Origin of the sequence: Wolbachia endosymbiont (group A) of Andrena hattorfiana (assembly GCF_947179565.1) — a bacterium.
In the GTDB taxonomy this organism is placed as follows: Bacteria; Pseudomonadota; Alphaproteobacteria; order Rickettsiales; family Anaplasmataceae; genus Wolbachia.
This window is the reverse complement of record NZ_CAMXBT010000003.1, coordinates 60,702-77,003: the sequence shown is the minus strand read 5'-3', so window position 1 is coordinate 77,003 and position 16,302 is coordinate 60,702. Positions and strand designations below refer to the sequence as shown.

18 protein-coding genes, 2 tRNA genes and 1 pseudogene are annotated in these 16,302 nt (G+C 35.6%); 7 read left to right on the top strand and 14 right to left on the bottom strand.

All coding sequences use genetic code 11. The annotated features are described in order from the left end of the window. Nucleotide 1: 1 nt before the first annotated feature. The 8 genes from OM966_RS05240 to carA all read right to left on the bottom strand — a co-directional run bounded on the left by OM966_RS05240 (nucleotide 2) and on the right by carA (nucleotide 4,584). Entirely contained in the window at nucleotides 2-289 is a 288-nt protein-coding gene (locus tag OM966_RS05240) for a 50S ribosomal protein L23 (RefSeq protein WP_064124642.1), read from the bottom strand. Continuing rightward, entirely contained in the window at nucleotides 286-900 is a 615-nt protein-coding gene (rplD, locus tag OM966_RS05235; RefSeq protein WP_264329096.1) for a 50S ribosomal protein L4, read from the bottom strand. The genes OM966_RS05240 and rplD overlap by 4 nt, the downstream gene beginning before the upstream one ends. 2 nt (nucleotides 901-902) lie before the next feature. Next, on the bottom strand, nucleotides 903-1,625 hold the full coding sequence (gene rplC, locus OM966_RS05230) for a 50S ribosomal protein L3 (protein ID WP_264329095.1): 723 nt from the start codon (nucleotides 1,623-1,625) through the stop codon (nucleotides 903-905). 9 nt (nucleotides 1,626-1,634) lie between these two features. Beyond that, on the bottom strand, nucleotides 1,635-1,955 hold the full coding sequence (rpsJ, locus tag OM966_RS05225) for a 30S ribosomal protein S10 (RefSeq protein ID WP_096616846.1): 321 nt from the start codon (nucleotides 1,953-1,955) through the stop codon (nucleotides 1,635-1,637). A gap of 14 nt (nucleotides 1,956-1,969) precedes the next feature. Beyond that, nucleotides 1,970-3,142 carry an elongation factor Tu gene (tuf, locus tag OM966_RS05220; protein WP_264329094.1) on the bottom strand — a complete coding sequence of 391 codons (1,173 nt, stop codon included), beginning with the start codon at nucleotides 3,140-3,142 and terminating at the stop codon, nucleotides 1,970-1,972. 79 nt (nucleotides 3,143-3,221) lie between these two features. Beyond that, a tRNA-Gly gene (locus OM966_RS05215) sits at nucleotides 3,222-3,292 on the bottom strand. A gap of 4 nt (nucleotides 3,293-3,296) precedes the next feature. Further along, nucleotides 3,297-3,378: transfer RNA gene (locus OM966_RS05210), tRNA-Tyr, on the bottom strand. A 114-nt stretch (nucleotides 3,379-3,492) separates the two neighbouring features. Then, entirely contained in the window at nucleotides 3,493-4,584 is a 1,092-nt protein-coding gene (gene carA / locus OM966_RS05205; RefSeq protein WP_264329093.1) for a glutamine-hydrolyzing carbamoyl-phosphate synthase small subunit, read from the bottom strand. Between the two features lie 216 nt (nucleotides 4,585-4,800). Between carA and OM966_RS05200 the strand changes: the two genes are divergently transcribed. Together OM966_RS05200 and OM966_RS05195 are read left to right on the top strand one after the other, a co-directional pair. After that, the gene (locus OM966_RS05200; RefSeq protein WP_264329092.1) at nucleotides 4,801-5,517 is read left to right on the top strand and encodes an SDR family NAD(P)-dependent oxidoreductase; all 717 of its coding nucleotides are present in this window, start codon (nucleotides 4,801-4,803) and stop codon (nucleotides 5,515-5,517) included. 181 nt (nucleotides 5,518-5,698) lie between these two features. Continuing rightward, entirely contained in the window at nucleotides 5,699-6,181 is a 483-nt protein-coding gene (locus OM966_RS05195) for a hypothetical protein (RefSeq protein ID WP_264329091.1), read from the top strand. Nucleotides 6,182-6,362: 181 nt separating this feature from the next. Here the strand turns inward: OM966_RS05195 and glpX are convergent, their stop codons facing one another. After that, nucleotides 6,363-7,280, bottom strand: coding sequence for a class II fructose-bisphosphatase (glpX, locus tag OM966_RS05190; protein WP_264329387.1), 918 nt, complete (start codon nucleotides 7,278-7,280; stop codon nucleotides 6,363-6,365). Nucleotides 7,281-7,404: 124 nt separating this feature from the next. Here glpX and OM966_RS05185 point away from each other — a divergent pair, with 124 nt between their 5' ends. Then, nucleotides 7,405-8,730: an ankyrin repeat domain-containing protein gene (locus OM966_RS05185; RefSeq protein WP_264329090.1), complete on the top strand. Its 1,326-nt coding sequence runs from the start codon at nucleotides 7,405-7,407 to the stop codon at nucleotides 8,728-8,730. Between the two features lie 430 nt (nucleotides 8,731-9,160). Here the strand turns inward: OM966_RS05185 and OM966_RS05180 are convergent, their stop codons facing one another. From OM966_RS05180 to OM966_RS05165, 4 genes are all read right to left on the bottom strand, one after another. Next, on the bottom strand, nucleotides 9,161-9,562 hold the full coding sequence (locus tag OM966_RS05180) for a hypothetical protein (RefSeq protein ID WP_264329089.1): 402 nt from the start codon (nucleotides 9,560-9,562) through the stop codon (nucleotides 9,161-9,163). Then, nucleotides 9,550-10,302, bottom strand: coding sequence for an IS5 family transposase (locus OM966_RS05175; protein WP_264329088.1), 753 nt, complete (start codon nucleotides 10,300-10,302; stop codon nucleotides 9,550-9,552). Before OM966_RS05175 ends, OM966_RS05180 begins: the two co-directional genes overlap by 13 nt. A 726-nt stretch (nucleotides 10,303-11,028) precedes the next feature. Then, complete coding sequence (locus OM966_RS05170; protein ID WP_253309132.1) at nucleotides 11,029-11,247, bottom strand: type II toxin-antitoxin system RelE family toxin; 219 nt, start codon at nucleotides 11,245-11,247, stop codon at nucleotides 11,029-11,031. Nucleotides 11,248-11,262: 15 nt separating this feature from the next. Continuing rightward, nucleotides 11,263-11,481 (bottom strand): hypothetical protein, encoded by a 219-nt coding sequence (locus tag OM966_RS05165; protein WP_264329087.1) that lies wholly within the window; start codon nucleotides 11,479-11,481, stop codon nucleotides 11,263-11,265. Nucleotides 11,482-11,631: 150 nt separating this feature from the next. Here OM966_RS05165 and OM966_RS05160 point away from each other — a divergent pair, with 150 nt between their 5' ends. Then, nucleotides 11,632-11,856 carry an ankyrin repeat domain-containing protein gene (locus OM966_RS05160; protein ID WP_264329086.1) on the top strand — a complete coding sequence of 75 codons (225 nt, stop codon included), beginning with the start codon at nucleotides 11,632-11,634 and terminating at the stop codon, nucleotides 11,854-11,856. A gap of 22 nt (nucleotides 11,857-11,878) precedes the next feature. Here the strand turns inward: OM966_RS05160 and OM966_RS07385 are convergent. Next, nucleotides 11,879-11,992: pseudogene (locus OM966_RS07385) on the bottom strand (IS3 family transposase); the annotation flags it as partial. Between the two features lie 32 nt (nucleotides 11,993-12,024). Between OM966_RS07385 and OM966_RS05155 the strand changes: the two are divergent. The 3 genes from OM966_RS05155 (at nucleotide 12,025) to OM966_RS05145 (ending at nucleotide 16,282) form a co-directional block, all read left to right on the top strand. Continuing rightward, nucleotides 12,025-12,483: a hypothetical protein gene (locus OM966_RS05155; RefSeq protein WP_264329386.1), complete on the top strand. Its 459-nt coding sequence runs from the start codon at nucleotides 12,025-12,027 to the stop codon at nucleotides 12,481-12,483. Between the two features lie 104 nt (nucleotides 12,484-12,587). After that, complete coding sequence (mnmG, locus tag OM966_RS05150; RefSeq protein ID WP_264329385.1) at nucleotides 12,588-14,609, top strand: tRNA uridine-5-carboxymethylaminomethyl(34) synthesis enzyme MnmG; 2,022 nt, start codon at nucleotides 12,588-12,590, stop codon at nucleotides 14,607-14,609. Nucleotides 14,610-14,614: 5 nt separating this feature from the next. Beyond that, on the top strand, nucleotides 14,615-16,282 hold the full coding sequence (locus OM966_RS05145; RefSeq protein WP_264329085.1) for an aminopeptidase P family protein: 1,668 nt from the start codon (nucleotides 14,615-14,617) through the stop codon (nucleotides 16,280-16,282). The last annotated feature ends 20 nt before the right edge of the window (nucleotides 16,283-16,302 follow it).

The following is a 16,302-nucleotide window of genomic DNA, read 5'->3' as shown; positions in this document are numbered from 1 at the left end:
ATTAAACGCTCATTATATCTAATTTTTGACCATCTATCAAAGAAAAATAAACTTTCTTTTTCTGTTTTTCACAACCAATCACACCCCTGAAACGCCTATATTTAGGCTTAATTCTAACAACATTTATAGAAGAAATTTTAACATCAAATAGAGACTCTATTGCCAACTTTATTTGACGCTTATTTACATTTACAAAAACATACAAAGAATATTTATTAAACTTCTCCCTCAAAAAAGAGGCCTTTTCTGTAATTATAGGAGATTTTATTATATTATTATATTTGATCATAACAATCTACCTTCAAGATGCTTTAAAGTATCCTTTGTCAACATCACGCATTCGTGATTCAATATATCAAAGACATTTAACCCAATAGGTTTGATTAAGTCTACATAATGCAAGTTTCTAACAGAACACAACAAATCATCTCCATAATCACCAACTATCAAAAAGGAAGAAAATTTAAAATTTTTAATACATTTACACATTTCAGACGTTTTCTTCACATCAATATTTAAATTATCCAGAATAATCACTTGATTGTTTAAATACTTTAGAGATAAAGCAATTTTTAAACCAAATTTGCGTACCTTCTTATTAAGAGAATAAGTATGACTCCTCACAACAGGGCCGAAAATAATCCCACCACCTCTAAATTGAGGAGATCGCAAGCTCCCTTGTCTTGCCCTACCGGTACGTTTTTGACCATAAGGTTTAGCTGTTGTACCAGAGACATCACTGATACCTTTTGTTTTATGAGTACCAGCTCTTCTCTTCGCTAATTGCCATCTCACTATATCATGCAAAATACTCAATTTTTGCTTAGCAGAAAATATCAAAGGATTGAGCTGAGCAGTACCTACATTATTATTAGATAGATTAACTAAATTACATTCCATAACTAACTTACCAAATTACTAGCATTATCATTTACATCTAACAGTAAACCTACCGGAAAAGGAACATCTTTATGTAAAGATTTTTTAACTGCATCTCTTACAAAAACATAGGAATTTTTAAACCCAGGAACATTATTACCCTTCACAGCAATTATACTATTTTCATGATCAATGGATAATATCTTCATATTTTGTGCAGTTATCCTGCTGTTACCTAAATGACCAGCCATTTTCTTTCCTTTGAATACTCTACCAGGATCCTGACATTGACCAGTGGAACCTTGTGATCTGTGAGCAATAGAAACACCATGAGATGCCCTAAGCCCACTGAAGTTATGCCGCTTCATCACACCAGCAAATCCTTTACCTATAGAATAACCCGTAATATCAAGATATTGACCAACCACAAAATGATTGATTCCCACTTTTTTACCACATTCTATTCCCGACAGGTCATTTAATCTACTTTCGTATAACTTACATTTATTATTTATACCCCTTTTCTTTAAATATTCCAACTGAGGTTTTGCTATATTTTTAAAATCTCCTGTGCCTAAAATGACTGAATTATAGCCACATTTATCTTGTCCTTTTATATCAACAATATGAGTTTCGCTGAGATGTAATAAAGTTACAGCCATGCGACTATTGTTAGAGTATATAGCAGTATGACCAATATTCGTCATTAATAAACCAATTCTCCTCAGTGAATTTATTCTCTTCATTTCCTTCTCCTAAACCTTAACTTCCTTGACTTTTAAATCCACTTCTACGCCAGCAGAAAAAGATAAACCTGTAAGCATCTGCATCATAGTAGGAGTAAGATCATGTAAAACAATCAAACGCCTAGAAGTTCTCATTTCAAACTGTTCACGAGATTTTTTATCAACGTGAGGAGATCTATTAACAATAAATTTAGAATCTTTTCTTGGCAACGCAATCGGACCAGATAATTTTGCATTGGACCTCTTTAATTCATCAACAAATTTTCGAACACACTCCTCCAATAAAGAACAATCGAAAGCCTTAATGTTAATATATATATCTTGCTTCATCTTAGTTACTACACTCACTCCAAAATTTCAGAAACAACACCAGAACCAACAGTTCTACCGCCTTCTCTTATCGCAAAACGCAATCCCTTATCCATTGCTATCGGTACTTGCAATTCTACTTCTACACTCACATTATCTCCTGGCATTACCATCTCCTTCCCATCTAGCAATTTTATGCTCCCAGTTACATCCGTTGTCCTTAAATAAAACTGTGGCTGGTAATTCGCAAAAAATGGTGTATGCCTTCCTCCTTCCTCTTTCTTTAATATATAAACCTCCGCCCTAAACTTTCTATGCGGCGTTATCGTCCCCGGTTTTGCTAATACTTGCCCTCTCTCCACTTCTTCTCTTTTTGTTCCTCTTAACAATATTCCTACATTGAGTCCTGCACTCCCCTTATCCAGCAACTTCTTAAACATTTCTACACCTGTGCATATCGTCTTTTGCGTCGCTTTCAGACCTATTATCTCTATCTCTTCTCCCGTCTTTATCTCTCCCTTCTCTATCCTTCCTGTTACCACCGTTCCTCGCCCCGATATCGAAAATACATCCTCGATTGGCAATAAAAATGGTAAATCCACAGGCCTTGGTGGAACCGCCACATACTCATCTAACTTTTCCATCAATTTATCTATTGATTTCTTTCCATATTCGCTACTGTCATCCTCCAGCGCTTTCAATGCAGACCCCACTACCACAGGCACTTCATCCCCTGGAAATCCATATTTATTCAGCAATTCCCTCACTTCCATTTCTACCAAATCTATCATATCAGCATCAGCAACATCAGCTTTATTTATATACACCACGATATATCCAACACCTACCTGCTTCGCTAGCAATATATGCTCTCTCGTTTGTGGCATTGGCCCATCAACCCCCGACACTACCAATATCGCCGCATCCATCTGTGCTGCACCTACTATCATGTTCTTTACATAGTCAGCATGTCCAGGACAATCAACGTGTGCATAATGCCTTTTTTCCGTCTGATACTCAACATGCGCTGTTGCTATCGTTATCCCCCTTTTCCTTTCTTCTGGCGCCTTATCTATCTGATCGTACGCTACAAAATTTCCATAATGCTTTGTTATCGCCGCTGTTAACGTTGTCTTCCCATGATCCACATGTCCTATTGTTCCCACATTTACATGCGGCTTTCCAAATGCTTCCACTACTGCTGTCATAATTTAAACTTTTCTACCTAAAATACAAATACATCAACAAATAATATGTTGATTTTATAAAAATACAACAAAAAAAAAGAGCGGATAGTGGGAATCGAACCCACGTCACTAGCTTGGAAGGCTAGAGCTCTACCATTGAGCTATACCCGCACAATGGAGGAGGTAGGATTCGAACCTACGTACGCAATGCGGACAGATTTACAGTCTGTTACCTTTAACCACTCGGTCACTCCTCCACAAAAATTTGTTAAGAGAACGCTATTTTAGTACCTTAACTCAAGCTTTTATTGTATTTAATACTAAACGCCTAAAATTAAAAAATCAAGCAATAAAACCTACCCTGATTAAAATCATACAGATTTCATTTTATACAACACAATATTGCCAATAAAACGTCTAAATAAATAATGCGAATCATGCGTACCTGGCGCTTCTTCTGGATGATATTGCACAGAAAAGACTAAGTAATCCTTCATCATTATCCCCTCTACACTATTATCAAATAGAGAAATGTGAGTAATTTCAACATTACTTGGAAGAGAAGCTGAATCAACAACAAAACCATGATTTTGGCTAGTGATCTCAACTTTTCCACTAATTACATCATAAACTGGATGGTTACTCCCTCGGTGACCAATATCCATCTTGATGGTCTTTGCTCCCAAAGTAATCGCAAGTAATTGATGACCCATGCATATGCCAAAAATTGGTATTTTAGATTTTATAATAATGTCTATCTCTGAAACTACACTTTCTCCTATTTCTTGCGGATCACCAGGACCATTTGAAAGCACTATACCATCTGGATTCATACTCAACACTTTTTGAGCAAAACCTGTGCTTGGTCTGATTAATTCAACTGTACAACCAAGTTCTATTAAGCGTGAAACTATACTGATTTTTACGCCAAAATCAACGATTACAACCCTATATTTTGCATTAAGGTCACTTTTAAAATTACTATGCAAGCTTACTTTATTGGTTATTTCTATCCCATTTACAGATTTGTATTCCTTCAATTTGTCCAACACATGCGTCTCGCTTGACGGGCATATCATTCCACTTTGAGATCCATGTTTTCTCAAATGTCTCGTTAAAGCTCTAGTATCAATTCCTGATATCCCAATCACGTTATTTTTCTCTAACCAATCATTTAAACTGATATATGAAGAAGGGTGGGACATAGAAGAAAGTTCACGCATAACCACACCACTTGCAAAAATTTTCTCTCCTTCATTATCTTTATGGTTTATTCCAATGTTACCAATATGAGGAAAAGTGAACGTTATAATTTGATCAGCAAAAGAAGGATCAGTTATAGTATGCTGATAACCGGTCATACCAGTGGTAAAACAGACCTCACCTATGCACTTGCCTTTTTTACCTACTGATTTTCCCCAAAAGCATTTACTATCTTGTAAAATTAAAACTGCGTCCTGCACTTAACTCTCTCTTACTTAACTCATTTAAAGTATTATATAAGAATTTTAAATCACAAGTAAGCAAATACTAAAGTTTTCTTTAATTTATATAATTAAAAAAATTCAAAATTATAAATAGCTTTCCTTTTTTATTATTTAGCCAATATTATAGCAAGTTTAACTTGTGTAAATAGGCAATAGCTGTTATAGTTCATGTCTCATGTTAGGTAAATCTACATGGATAGAAAGGTTTGTCTCATTACAGGAATATCGTCTGGCATTGGAAAAAGTTTAGTACAATTACTCATTAAAGATGGATGGTTTGTGGTTGGCATTGCAAGGCACACTGAAAAACTGGAAAAATTAAAAGAAGAATTAGGTAGTAATTTTTTACCTGTAATGTGTGATGTAGGTAATTGCGAAAATATTAGAAATTCGTCTGATTTTTTAAAAAGGCAAAATATTACACCAAATCTCTTTTTCCTTAATACAGGATGTGGTGAGATAGAAAATGAATTTCATACCGACACTCATAGAAAAACATTTGAAACTAATTATTTTGGGGTTATTAACTGGATTGAAGAATGGCTTAGTTACAACCATTCAGCAACTTTTGTGACAATATCCTCTCTTGTTGCTGTGCATGCAACGCCACATGTTTCTGCATATTGTGCAAGCAAAGCAGCACTAAGAAGCTGCTTTGAATCACTAAAAATTCAATATGCTAATAGCGCTACAAAATTTATTACCGTAATGCCAGGACCAGTAAAAACCGATATGCTTAAATCTAATAAACTGCTTCCCTTTACATGGGAACCACAAAAGGCTGCAGCATATATTTTAAAAAGTGTATTTAAAGGAAAGAAAGTTATAGCGTCTCCAATTTTTTGGCAGTTATTTTTTCATATTTTACGAATTCTTCCCACTAAAATGGTTGTAAGAATCTTACGATAATCACTAGATATTCAAAAACATCTCGTAAAGCTAAACCCTCTCTCTAAAATTCCAAATTTAACCACGAGGCGGCGAAGAACAACATGAAAAAAACTTTTAACGTGCCCTTTCATAAAATATGTTGACTATCTCCGTATTTTATATTAGATATACTCCGGCAGTTATGAAATGGAGGTTTATTATGTCAAATGAAATCCAACCTAAAAATAAGTTACCAATTGTAGGAGCTGGCTTACTATTCTTTGCGATGGTGTTCCCATCATTTTTTCTCTTAGCAAAAATAGCCATAGGATTAGCTATGGTCGCAATTGCAACAATCGCGGTAAAAATTTTCTCAAAAACAATATCAAACGCTCTTGAAAAAGAAAAAGTAGATCAGAATCAGGCAGCACAACAAACAACACAAAGTAAAATTATAAACCTAGCTATTGGATTAACATTTATATTTGCAGGAGGATTATCAATGCTCATTATAGCAAAAACTGGCTTAATTGCAGCATGTGCAGCTATAACTGCTTTAGCTCTACACGAATATGTTAAAAATGAAAAAATAGGAAAAGAGATAAATGATAAATTCGATAAGGTAGCTGACGATACAATCAATTTTATTGTTAGCAATGTTGAAAAACTTATTCCAACAAAGCCGCCAGGCATAACAGCCTAAACTGTCTCCGTTCAGCAGAGTGGTTTAAGAAACAATAGATAGAAGGTTTTAAAAAGGGTTCAGCCTTCTTTTTATGTTGGTCTTGAGGAACTTCTTGTACAATTAGTTTTTCTTGAGAAAATGAATCTAACATTTTAACACTCCTTTTAACTCTTACATAATATATTGAAAAATAATTAATCTAACTTATAACTTGCAGCTTTATCAGCTTGTTAGGTAGAATTATTAAAGAACTAGTTGAACAGACGTTATGACTAAATTCAACTCCATCCACAAGTTCTCCGCTTGTTACTCCAGTTGCAATAAACACTGATTCACCTCTTGCCATATCTTTTATGGTGTAGATTTTTTCTGGGTCATCAATATTTAAATTTTTTGCTCTTTCTCTTAACTGATCTGTGTCAAATATTAATCTTCCCTCCATCTGTCCATCGATTGAACTCAGCGCTGTAGCCGCAAGCACCCCTTCTGGTGCCCCTCCTATTCCGATATACATATCGTGATTGCCATTTACTAGTGAAACTACGGCCGCAACATCACCATCATCTATTAGTTTAACTCTTGCTCCTAACTTCCTGATTTTCACTATTAATTTATCATGCCTTTCACGATTAAGTATAGTTACTGTAAGATCATTTACTTTACATCCTTTTGCCTTGGCTAAATTGTCTAGATTCTTTTCAATGCTATTTTTTAGTGAGACTACACCCTCTGGGAGATTTTTTCCTACTGCTATCTTTTCCATATAAACATCAGGTGCGTGTAAAAAATCACCTTTTTTCGTTGCAGCAAGAACGGACATTGCCCCCTGTTTGTAGTGAGCGCAAATTGTGGTACCCTCAAGTGGGTCAACGGCAATGTCGATTTCAGGACCATTTCCAGTGCCAACCTTCTCGCCAATATATAGCATTGGTGCTGAATCTCTCTCACCTTCACCAATTACGATAGTACCATTTATTTCCATTGAATTTAATACTGTACGCATTGCATCAACTGCAACCTGATCAGCCTTTTTTTCGTCACCGAAGCCTGCTAGTTTACATGCAGCAAGTGCTGCAGCTTCGGTCACTTTAACTAATTCATAGGCTAAATCTTCCATCATTTGCTTTAAGAACTATAAATAAAGCATTCAATATATATCATGCTGCTTGAAACTGCAATATGTCTTGACTGGTTGTGGGAAAGTTGCTATAATAAACTAACATATAGTAGTAGGTTTAGTTATGGTATATAGTAATGATGATATTAGAGAGTTGTATCGAAAGGTAGCTACAATTGTAAAATATGATGATAAGGGAATTGCTAGTCTTAAAGATTTGCAAAAGGAACCAAAGTGGAAAGAAGTTAATTTCCAAGATAAATGTGAAGGAGACAATTCATTAGGAGACTTACTTCTAAAACATGCAACCGAAAATAACAACACACGCGTTAAGGATTTTCTCCTCCAAAATGGGTGTAAACCCCTTCAACAAGAGCAAATAACCGCAGCAATAAACAAGGAAGAAGAGGGGCAAAACACACCTGATATAGGAGAAAATAAAGCAGACAGCAATGAAGTAGATTCTAGTAACTCCAGAGATGCTCAACTTGCTACGTCATATAAAAAGATAAAGGAAATTATAACTCAAAACCCCGATATAACTGCTGGGGAGTTTGATAAGGAACTCAAAAAGGAGAAAATAGATAAAGAAATAATAGATCAAAATGGTTGGACTTTGCTTTATTATGCTGTTCGTTCAGAAGGGCCTAGTATTACCGACGATCGCAGTATATTTCTAAAGGTTGTTGAGTTGTTCACAAATTTAAACATTGGAATCGATTTTAAAGATACTGCTTCCAGAACTATATTGGGCATAGCTGCAATAACAAAACAAGCTGACGTTGTTAAGGTACTTTTGGGTAGTGATAAGTTTGATGAAACGAAAAAATTTAACGCTTTGTGTTCTGCTATTGTTCAAGGTAATGTCCAAGAAGTTGGGGTATTTTTAGGTTATGTAAATGATGAAAGCAGACAAGCAGCTTTAGAGTTGGCTATAAATAATAGACAAGAAGAAATTTCTCAGGTGCTTTTAAACTTTATTGTACCAGAAACACCTAATGTAGAAAAAAACAGAGCAAAACCTTGCAGCAGTAATGGGAACATTGGTAGTAGACCTGTAAATACACCAAATGGCCAGCTAAATCATAATAACGAAAATAAAACACCTGTATCAACAAGGACTGACCAAACTGCCACACCAAATAATGATAATAAAGCTAACGGCTTCGTAGATGCTCAATTTTCTGTGCCAAATGAAAAAGAAACTAAATATAAGAAAAATTTTTACACCTCATTAACGAAAGATGCTGTTGGAGTTGTTATTACAGGATTATTCATTGCTGCTGCTGTAATGGTTCCATTTGCGGCTGGTGCAGCAATTTGCGGTATTGTAGCTGCTTTGGTTGCAGTATGTACCGGATTGCATATAAAAAATTCTACATTACCAAGCTATAGAGAAATGGAAAAAAATAAAGTTGAACACGTAAGTTCATATATGCAAAAGGTGTGATTTAAGAGAAATCTTTGCTAAGCAGGATGTCATCCCAGTGCCCTGACTACTTGGATCCAGAAAACTTAACTTTAAATAAGTGGCTGCATAATAAAGACTAGATTCCAGTGTCAGCTACTTGGATGACACCTCTCTTGGGCTCTTTTAACCATAAATATTTAAGAAATTTACCAAATGAAAAGAAAGGCAAAAGAAACCCCGGTTAATATCTATTTAAAAACATTGGCGTTTTTTTATGTTTTAAACGTCTAATAACCGCGACTCAGCTGCTTTTAAATGCAACTCACCTTAGTTTAAATGTTTAAGAAATTTACTAAGCAGAAAAAAAGGCAAAAGAAATCCCGTGTTAGCTAGTTGTCACTCTCTAATCCTGCAAATTGGCGTTCTATACTGTCTTAAACGCTATATAAGCGCGTTTCAGCTTATATAGCTAGAAATGTTGTGAAGACATAAGGTGCGCATAGTACAAAAAATTAAAAATAAGACGCCAATTACGTAATACTGGACTCCTGATATAATGTTGAACATTTTTTTTCTGCATTTCCGCCAGGGCAAGTTCTTGAAATCGAAACACTATATGTATATTATCGTGATCAATTTCAACGCGTTTGATTAATGCTCTAATTATATTAAGCTTAGCCTCCCAATCTGCTTGACCAAGTTCTGATTCAACCACAGAGGCAAAACCTTTTATACTACTTATGATAAAATCTATTTCCCTCTGTAGTTCCTTTTCATCAACCACCTCTTCCTTCTGGTTTCTCATTGCTTTTAACTTCTTCTCTATTTCCTCAGCTTCTAGGCTCTGTGGACAAAATTTTAGAGAAGCCATACAAGAGCTCCAACAAAATTGAGAAAACCCATAAAAACCTCAGCAGTTTTATCAAATCTGGAAAAAATGCGCCTAAAATTTTTAATTTTACCAAAAAAATACTCAATCAAATGACGTTCTTTGTAGATATGCTCATCGTAATACCTTTGCACTTTTCGATTCCGTTTTGGCGGAATAACTACTGTACATCCCTTGTCTTCAAGACTTATAACAAAGGCATTGCTATCGTAGCCCTTGTCAGCTACTACAGTAGAGTTATAGATACTTTCGGTTAACACTTGTGCCTGCGTAATTTCATTTCTTTGACCAGGAGTCAGAGTAAATTTAAGTGGATTTCCAAGTGCATCGACAAGCGCATGTATTTTAGTTGTAAAGCCACCTTTGCTCCTCCCTAAAGCTTCTTGATCCTTGGAGTTTTTTGTATATCCAGATGAACATGGATGGGCTCGGATGATCGTATCGTCGATTATAGCAACTTCTAAATCAGGCTCTTGTTTAGTATATTCAAGCAATTTTTTCCAGACATCTCTTTCACACCATCTTTTAAATCGCTTATGTATACTCCTGTAATTACCATAAGTTTTTGGTAAAAGTCTCCATTGGCAACCACTTCGCACTATGTACCACACTGCCTCTATGAATATTCTTAAACGTTTTTCATCTTTGCTGTGCATTCCTTTTACGCTTTTTATGAACTCTAAAATTTGTTTCCAATTTTCCTCTTTGATGTAATATTGCATATGGTAGTTTCTCCATTTTTTACCTATTAGGCTAAACTACCATCTTTTTCTCTCTTTTCATATTTTTTGTCCACAGAGCCTAGTTGCGCTTGAAAACGAGTGTCAATATTTTCTAAAGATACGTACACGTTTTTGCAATAGTTGTTTTACCAGACTTTGTAATGCCCAAAGCAGTTAGAAAATCCTTCTAAAACTGGGGTTATAGAGCGTAAGTACATAAATTGAATTTTATAGTTTCAATATGCAAGAAAAGGTTAAAGATGGCAACACTTGCACGAACACTATGGTTTGAAAACAGGGTTTCGCACAAGGCTTGCTGAACTTCCTACAAAAACATAGTTGATCTCTCTGGCGATAATGTCCATCGACCCTGAGCCCTCCTTCCTGATCCATTCTCTACCTTAAACCGGAGGCTCCTCAAACTCTAAATCTTGTTTTCGTCGCCTCTCCCCTAATTATATATTATATTATACATATAATATATAATTTATAGGGGGGTAACCAAAAAAATGAGCTTTTTTTGAGCTGAGCAAAGCCACCTAAGGTAGAGAATGGATCAGGAAGGAGGGCTGTATAATATATATAATCTTTATGATTTTCTGTATAATTTACTTATGTAACTTGATAAAAAAGGAGGGTAAAATTTATTGAAAAATATATTTATTGATTATCTTCAAAGCCTTCTCGTAAATGGTGTCTCTATGTCCTATTGCAACGATAGTTACTTCATATTTCACAGTGTTTACATGATATATAATACGGAACTCTTAGTCTTCTAAACCCTTTAAAGCTATAGTGTAAAGGCTCACCAAGATTCACTGGATCGACCGTAAGCCGTTCCTGTATTGCTTTATTTACTCTTGACTCTATTGTTACCGGTAAAGCTGGAAGATCTTTTTCAGTAACATTCTTTAAAAATTTAATTTTGTAATGCTTTATTTCCACTTGGCGTCTTTATGATCAACATCTCCACTTAACGTCTTCGTAATCAACCGTTTCTGCACTTTCAATATCATATTGATCAGCAACCACAGATAATAAAAAGTCGTCCATTTCAAGTTCAATTGCTTCTCCGAGTAGTTCCTCTGCTAATTCTTGAGCAGGCTGCTTAGTAAGTTCAGATAACTTAGTAAGATTCTGCAAAATTTCTTTACTGAGAGCTATGTTAGCGTTTGCCATATGTTTTACCAAAATCTACTACTGTAATAATTATACAACATTTTTCTAAACTTTTCAATAAAGAAAGGAAGTAGGGCTGTATAGAAATACATTTTGTGTTTATAGAATATCTTCTATAATTTCTGTATGTAATAGTTTTTAGGTATGACTATGAATGAAGCTAACGGAAAAAAGATAGGTTTACATATTGCCGCTAGAGAAGGTTTACTAAATATAGTTAAATATTATATAGAAGAAATGGGATATGATGTTGATTCAAAAGATAGTCATGGTTGTACTTCCTTATTTTGCGCTGTTATAGAACGTGAGCCTGAGGTAGTAAGGCACTTGATAGAAAAGGGAGCGGATGTAAATGACCTTACCCAGAAAAAGTAGAGAGAAAGTTAAGACGTTTTTGTCATGAGAATGATGCATCAAATTGTGCAGGAATGCAATAATTAATAGTAGAATGCCTACGTTGTTTGTTATAAAAGATTTCTATGTATTCAAATATGGCAGTTCTGGTTTGTTGAGCGAGAAGTATCAATAAGCAGCTCCCTTTTGATGGACAAAAAGACTTTAATATTGGTGATTGGAGTATCATTAATAGGCACTGCAATAGGGGCACTTACAGGTTTGGGATTAAGTGTCACAGCTTTTTCACCTTTAGCCATAGGTGGAATTGTTGGTTCTATAATTCCAGCAGCGGCTATATTTTTTTTTGCAGGATGTTTGCTGTGCAAATCTGATGGAATAGATTCTAAAAAAGGTTGTACAGTTTTCAGTATTGCAGCACCCATAAGCGCTGCAATTGGAGTTGGTCTTGCTGCAGCTGCAACTGCTATTTCTCCTGGTATAATGCTTGGAGCCGGATCTGCAGTTTTAGCAGGTGCAACAATAGGAGCAATAGCAGTAATAGCGCCAATTGCAGGGTACTTTGTAGCTGACAAAGTGAACGATTATATTATCTCTCCTATAGTTGAGCACTTTTCTTCAAAAGGGAAGGAAGAAAGTTTAAGCTAATCAAGTAAGGTTTCTGTTATTCCAGTGTGTAACATTGGAATAACAAGATTTGACATTAACCGTTGATAATCGGAATATTAGAGAGTAGAATTACTCAAAGAAGCATGCATAAATATGACGTAGTAGTAGTAGGTGGTGGTCATGCAGGGTGCGAAGCTGCTGCTGCGGCAGCTCGCCTTGGTGCAAACACGCTGCTTATAACTCATAAAATTTCAACTATAGGAGAAATGTCCTGCAATCCAGCAATTGGAGGAGTTGCAAAGGGTGTTGTAGTCAGGGAAGTTGACGCTCTTGATGGAATAATGGGAAGAGCAATCGATCAAGCAAGCATACACTCAGTCATTTTAAATAGCAGCAGAGGTGCAGCAGTATGGGGACCACGTGCACAGGCAGACCGAAAATTATATAAGCAGGCAATACAGGAAATTATTCTAAATTATAACAATTTGACGGTAAAAGAAGAGTCAGTTGACAATTTTCTTATAGAAAGTAATGGCAATGGAGAACCGTGCATTAAAGCTGTAATGATAAGCTCAGGTGAACGTATACCAACAAGTAAAGTCGTTCTAACTACAGGGACTTTTCTGCGGGGTGTGATTCATATAGGAGAGCAAACAACTCCTTCAGGAAGAATGGGAGATAAGTCTGCAGTAGAACTTGCAAATACGTTGAAGAAGTATGATTTTAGATTAGGTAGACTGCGTACCGGAACTCCACCAAGACTTGATCGTAATACTATAAACTGGTCAATATTGCAAGAACAAGTGGGTGATAACCCACCTGTGCCGTTTTCTTATCTCACAGAAAAAATTAACCAACCTCAGGTATCATGCTTTATTACCCATACTAATGAAAATACGCATAAAATAATTAGAGAAAATCTTCATAGGTCAGCTTCTTCGTATTTGGATGACATTGTTGCACCAAGATACTGCCCATCCATTGAAGTTAAAGTTAATAAATTTGCAGAAAAAAGTAGTCACCAAATATTTTTAGAACCAGAAGGGCTGGATGATGATACTGTATACCCAAACGGAATTTCAAATTCATTGCCTGTTGAAGTGCAAAATGAAATGATAAAGAGTATCAAAGGACTTGAAAACGCAGAAATATTGAGGTCTGGATATGCAGTTGAGTATGACTATATTGATCCACGAGAACTAAGCCATACTCTTGAAACTAAAAAAATTAAAGGTCTATATTTTGCTGGCCAAATTAATGGCACCACTGGATATGAAGAAGCAGCAGGGCAAGGAATTATCGCCGGAATTAATGCAGCACTCTCTGCATCTGAAAAAAAAGAAAGCTTTGTTCTTCACCGCACAGATTCATATATCGGTGTAATGATAGATGATTTGGTCACCAAAGGGGTGATCGAGCCTTATAGATTATTTACCTCACGTGCAGAATATAGGCTAGCTATCAGGTCAGACAATGCGGATAGAAGATTAACACAAAAAGGTTATGATATTTCCCTTGTTTCGCATGAGAGATACTCTGTTTTACAGAATAAACTTAAATCCATTAAGCAGCTTGAAGAGAAGTTAGGGAGTCTGACGATTACTCCTAAGCAGCTTAGGTCTTATGGTATTAAAATATCTTATGATGGGATAAGAAAAACGGCACTAGATTTACTCAGCTATCCAAACATCGACTGGAATAAATTACAAGAAATATGGCCGGAGTTAAGCAGCATCACGCGCTGCACAACGGATACTGGATCCTCTTCCGTCATCTCAGGACACTCTCATATTATCCGAGTAGCTGACACTAGGATCCAGGAAAAAAGCAGCGTTACGCGCTGGAATGACGCTGCAATGGGTAGCATAACTAAGAATGAAATATGCGAAGCAGTTGAAATTGAAGCAAAATACAAACCTTATCTAATAAGACAAGAAGCAGATATGAAGTTTTTACGAGAGGAAATTAACACTCAAATTCCAATTGATTTTAACTATTCACAAGTTAAAGGCCTGTCAAGTGAAGTAATAGAAAAGTTGGAGACGATAAAACCAGCGACGATTGGCATTGCAAAGCAAATACAAGGCATCACTCCCGCAGCGATAGTGAGCATATTAGTGTACCTTAGGAATAAGAAAACGAAAGTAGCTGCTAGTTTTGCGTGAGGTATATGTCAAAAATCGAAGAATTTCGTTCTTTTATGTGTGAAACAAATGTTGACGCATTTATGTTGCATACTAAAGATGAATATTTAAATGAGTATTCAGAGGAGCTAACAAAGCTGTGTGGCTTTACAGGAACAAATGGGCTACTTATCGTTACAAAAGACAACAAGTGCCCATTTTTTACGGATGGACGCTATATCACACAAGCTCGCAATCAGCTCGATCGGGGCAATTTTCAAGTATATAATATACAAGAAGAGGATCCACGCGAATGGGTAAAAGCAAACTTAACATTGACCACCTCACTAGGTTACTATTTGCAATATTTTACCATAGAAGATATAAGAAAGTATGAGAATATCTGTAAATTAATACCCTGTTTAGCTGGAAAAAAAAGTGACTATCGAAAACAAGCAGTGGTTTTACATTCTATTAAATATGCTGGTGAAAGTAGCAAGAATAAATGTGAAAAAGTCGCTAAAAGCATAGATAAAGAAGCTGAAGCAGTGCTTTTAACTGATCCAAATTCAATTTCATGGCTATTAAATTTAAGAAATGAAAATGCCAAATATACTCCATGTATATTGGGCCGTGCTATATTGTATAAAAGCGGTAATGTTGATTTGTTTATTCAAGATAAAGAACATTCAACTATAGAAGCAAATTTAGGCAATCATATAAATATTTTTGATATTAGTGAGCTAGAAAATTCGCTGCACAAGCTAAATTCAATAGTTATAGATCCAAACACAACTCCAATGAGTATCATGGCTGTAATAAAAGATAAACATGTAGCTGAAAGAGAAGATCCTTGTCTAATTTATAAAGCAGTAAAAAACCAAACTGAAATAGCTGGGGCTATAAATGCACATATCAGAGATGGAGTGGCAGTTACAAACTTTCTACATTGGCTTGAAAGTAATGTTGGTACAGAACTTGAAGCTGAAGAAAAGATTTTAGAATACAGAAAAGAACAGAATTTGTTTAAGCAACCAAGTTTTCCAACAATTTCCGCATTTAATGAAAATGGTGCAATAATTCACTATCGTGCAAGCAGTAAGACGAATAAGGTAATTCAGAAAAGTGGACTATATTTGATTGACTCTGGTGGCCAATACCTTAATGGCACAACTGATGTGACAAGAACTGTAGTGGTTGGTAATCCGACTAGTGAGCAAATAACCCACTATACAATAGTATTGAAAGCTCACATTGCTGTAGCAAGTGTCATCTTTCCTTCTGGCACTACTGGTGGAGAATTGGATATATTGGCACGTACGCATTTATGGAAATTTGGAATGGAGTATATGCATGGTACAGGGCATGGAGTAGGAAGTTACCTATCAGTACATGAAGGACCACAAGCAATATCAAAGGGCAATAAAGTGAAACTCACGCCAGGAATGATACTTTCCAACGAACCTGGTTATTACATTCTGGGAGAGTATGGAATAAGAATTGAAAATCTGATGTATGTCGACAGACAAGAAAATAGCTTTTTACATTTCAAACAACTGACCTTAATTTCATATGATAGAAGGCTAATAGATGTGCAAATGCTTACTAAAGATGAAATTGAATGGATAAATAGCTATCATCAATTTGTCTATGAAAACTTAGAAAATAGCGTAAAAGATAAGGAATGGTTAAAGAAGGTATGTGACCATTTGTAAGCAAAGGAGCATTTTTTATT

Excerpts from the sequence above, each read along its gene's own strand:
- OM966_RS05240 (WP_064124642.1), bottom strand. The coding sequence starts at position 289 with ATGATCAAATATAATAATATAATAAAATCTCCTATAATTACAGAAAAG.
- rplD (WP_264329096.1), bottom strand. The coding sequence starts at position 900 with ATGGAATGTAATTTAGTTAATCTATCTAATAATAATGTAGGTACTGCT.
- rplC (WP_264329095.1), bottom strand. The coding sequence starts at position 1,625 with ATGAAGAGAATAAATTCACTGAGGAGAATTGGTTTATTAATGACGAAT.
- rpsJ (WP_096616846.1), bottom strand. The coding sequence starts at position 1,955 with ATGAAGCAAGATATATATATTAACATTAAGGCTTTCGATTGTTCTTTA.
- tuf (WP_264329094.1), bottom strand. The coding sequence starts at position 3,142 with ATGACAGCAGTAGTGGAAGCATTTGGAAAGCCGCATGTAAATGTGGGA.
- OM966_RS05200 (WP_264329092.1), top strand. The coding sequence starts at position 4,801 with ATGGATAGAAAGGTTTGTCTCATTACAGGAATATCGTCTGGCATTGGA.
- OM966_RS05195 (WP_264329091.1), top strand. The coding sequence starts at position 5,699 with ATGTCAAATGAAATCCAACCTAAAAATAAGTTACCAATTGTAGGAGCT.
- glpX (WP_264329387.1), bottom strand. The coding sequence starts at position 7,280 with ATGGAAGATTTAGCCTATGAATTAGTTAAAGTGACCGAAGCTGCAGCA.
- OM966_RS05185 (WP_264329090.1), top strand. The coding sequence starts at position 7,405 with ATGGTATATAGTAATGATGATATTAGAGAGTTGTATCGAAAGGTAGCT.
- OM966_RS05180 (WP_264329089.1), bottom strand. The coding sequence starts at position 9,562 with ATGGCTTCTCTAAAATTTTGTCCACAGAGCCTAGAAGCTGAGGAAATA.
- OM966_RS05175 (WP_264329088.1), bottom strand. The coding sequence starts at position 10,302 with ATGCAATATTACATCAAAGAGGAAAATTGGAAACAAATTTTAGAGTTC.
- OM966_RS05165 (WP_264329087.1), bottom strand. The coding sequence starts at position 11,481 with ATGGCAAACGCTAACATAGCTCTCAGTAAAGAAATTTTGCAGAATCTT.
- OM966_RS05160 (WP_264329086.1), top strand. The coding sequence starts at position 11,632 with ATGAATGAAGCTAACGGAAAAAAGATAGGTTTACATATTGCCGCTAGA.
- OM966_RS05155 (WP_264329386.1), top strand. The coding sequence starts at position 12,025 with ATGGACAAAAAGACTTTAATATTGGTGATTGGAGTATCATTAATAGGC.
- mnmG (WP_264329385.1), top strand. The coding sequence starts at position 12,588 with ATGCATAAATATGACGTAGTAGTAGTAGGTGGTGGTCATGCAGGGTGC.
- OM966_RS05145 (WP_264329085.1), top strand. The coding sequence starts at position 14,615 with ATGTCAAAAATCGAAGAATTTCGTTCTTTTATGTGTGAAACAAATGTT.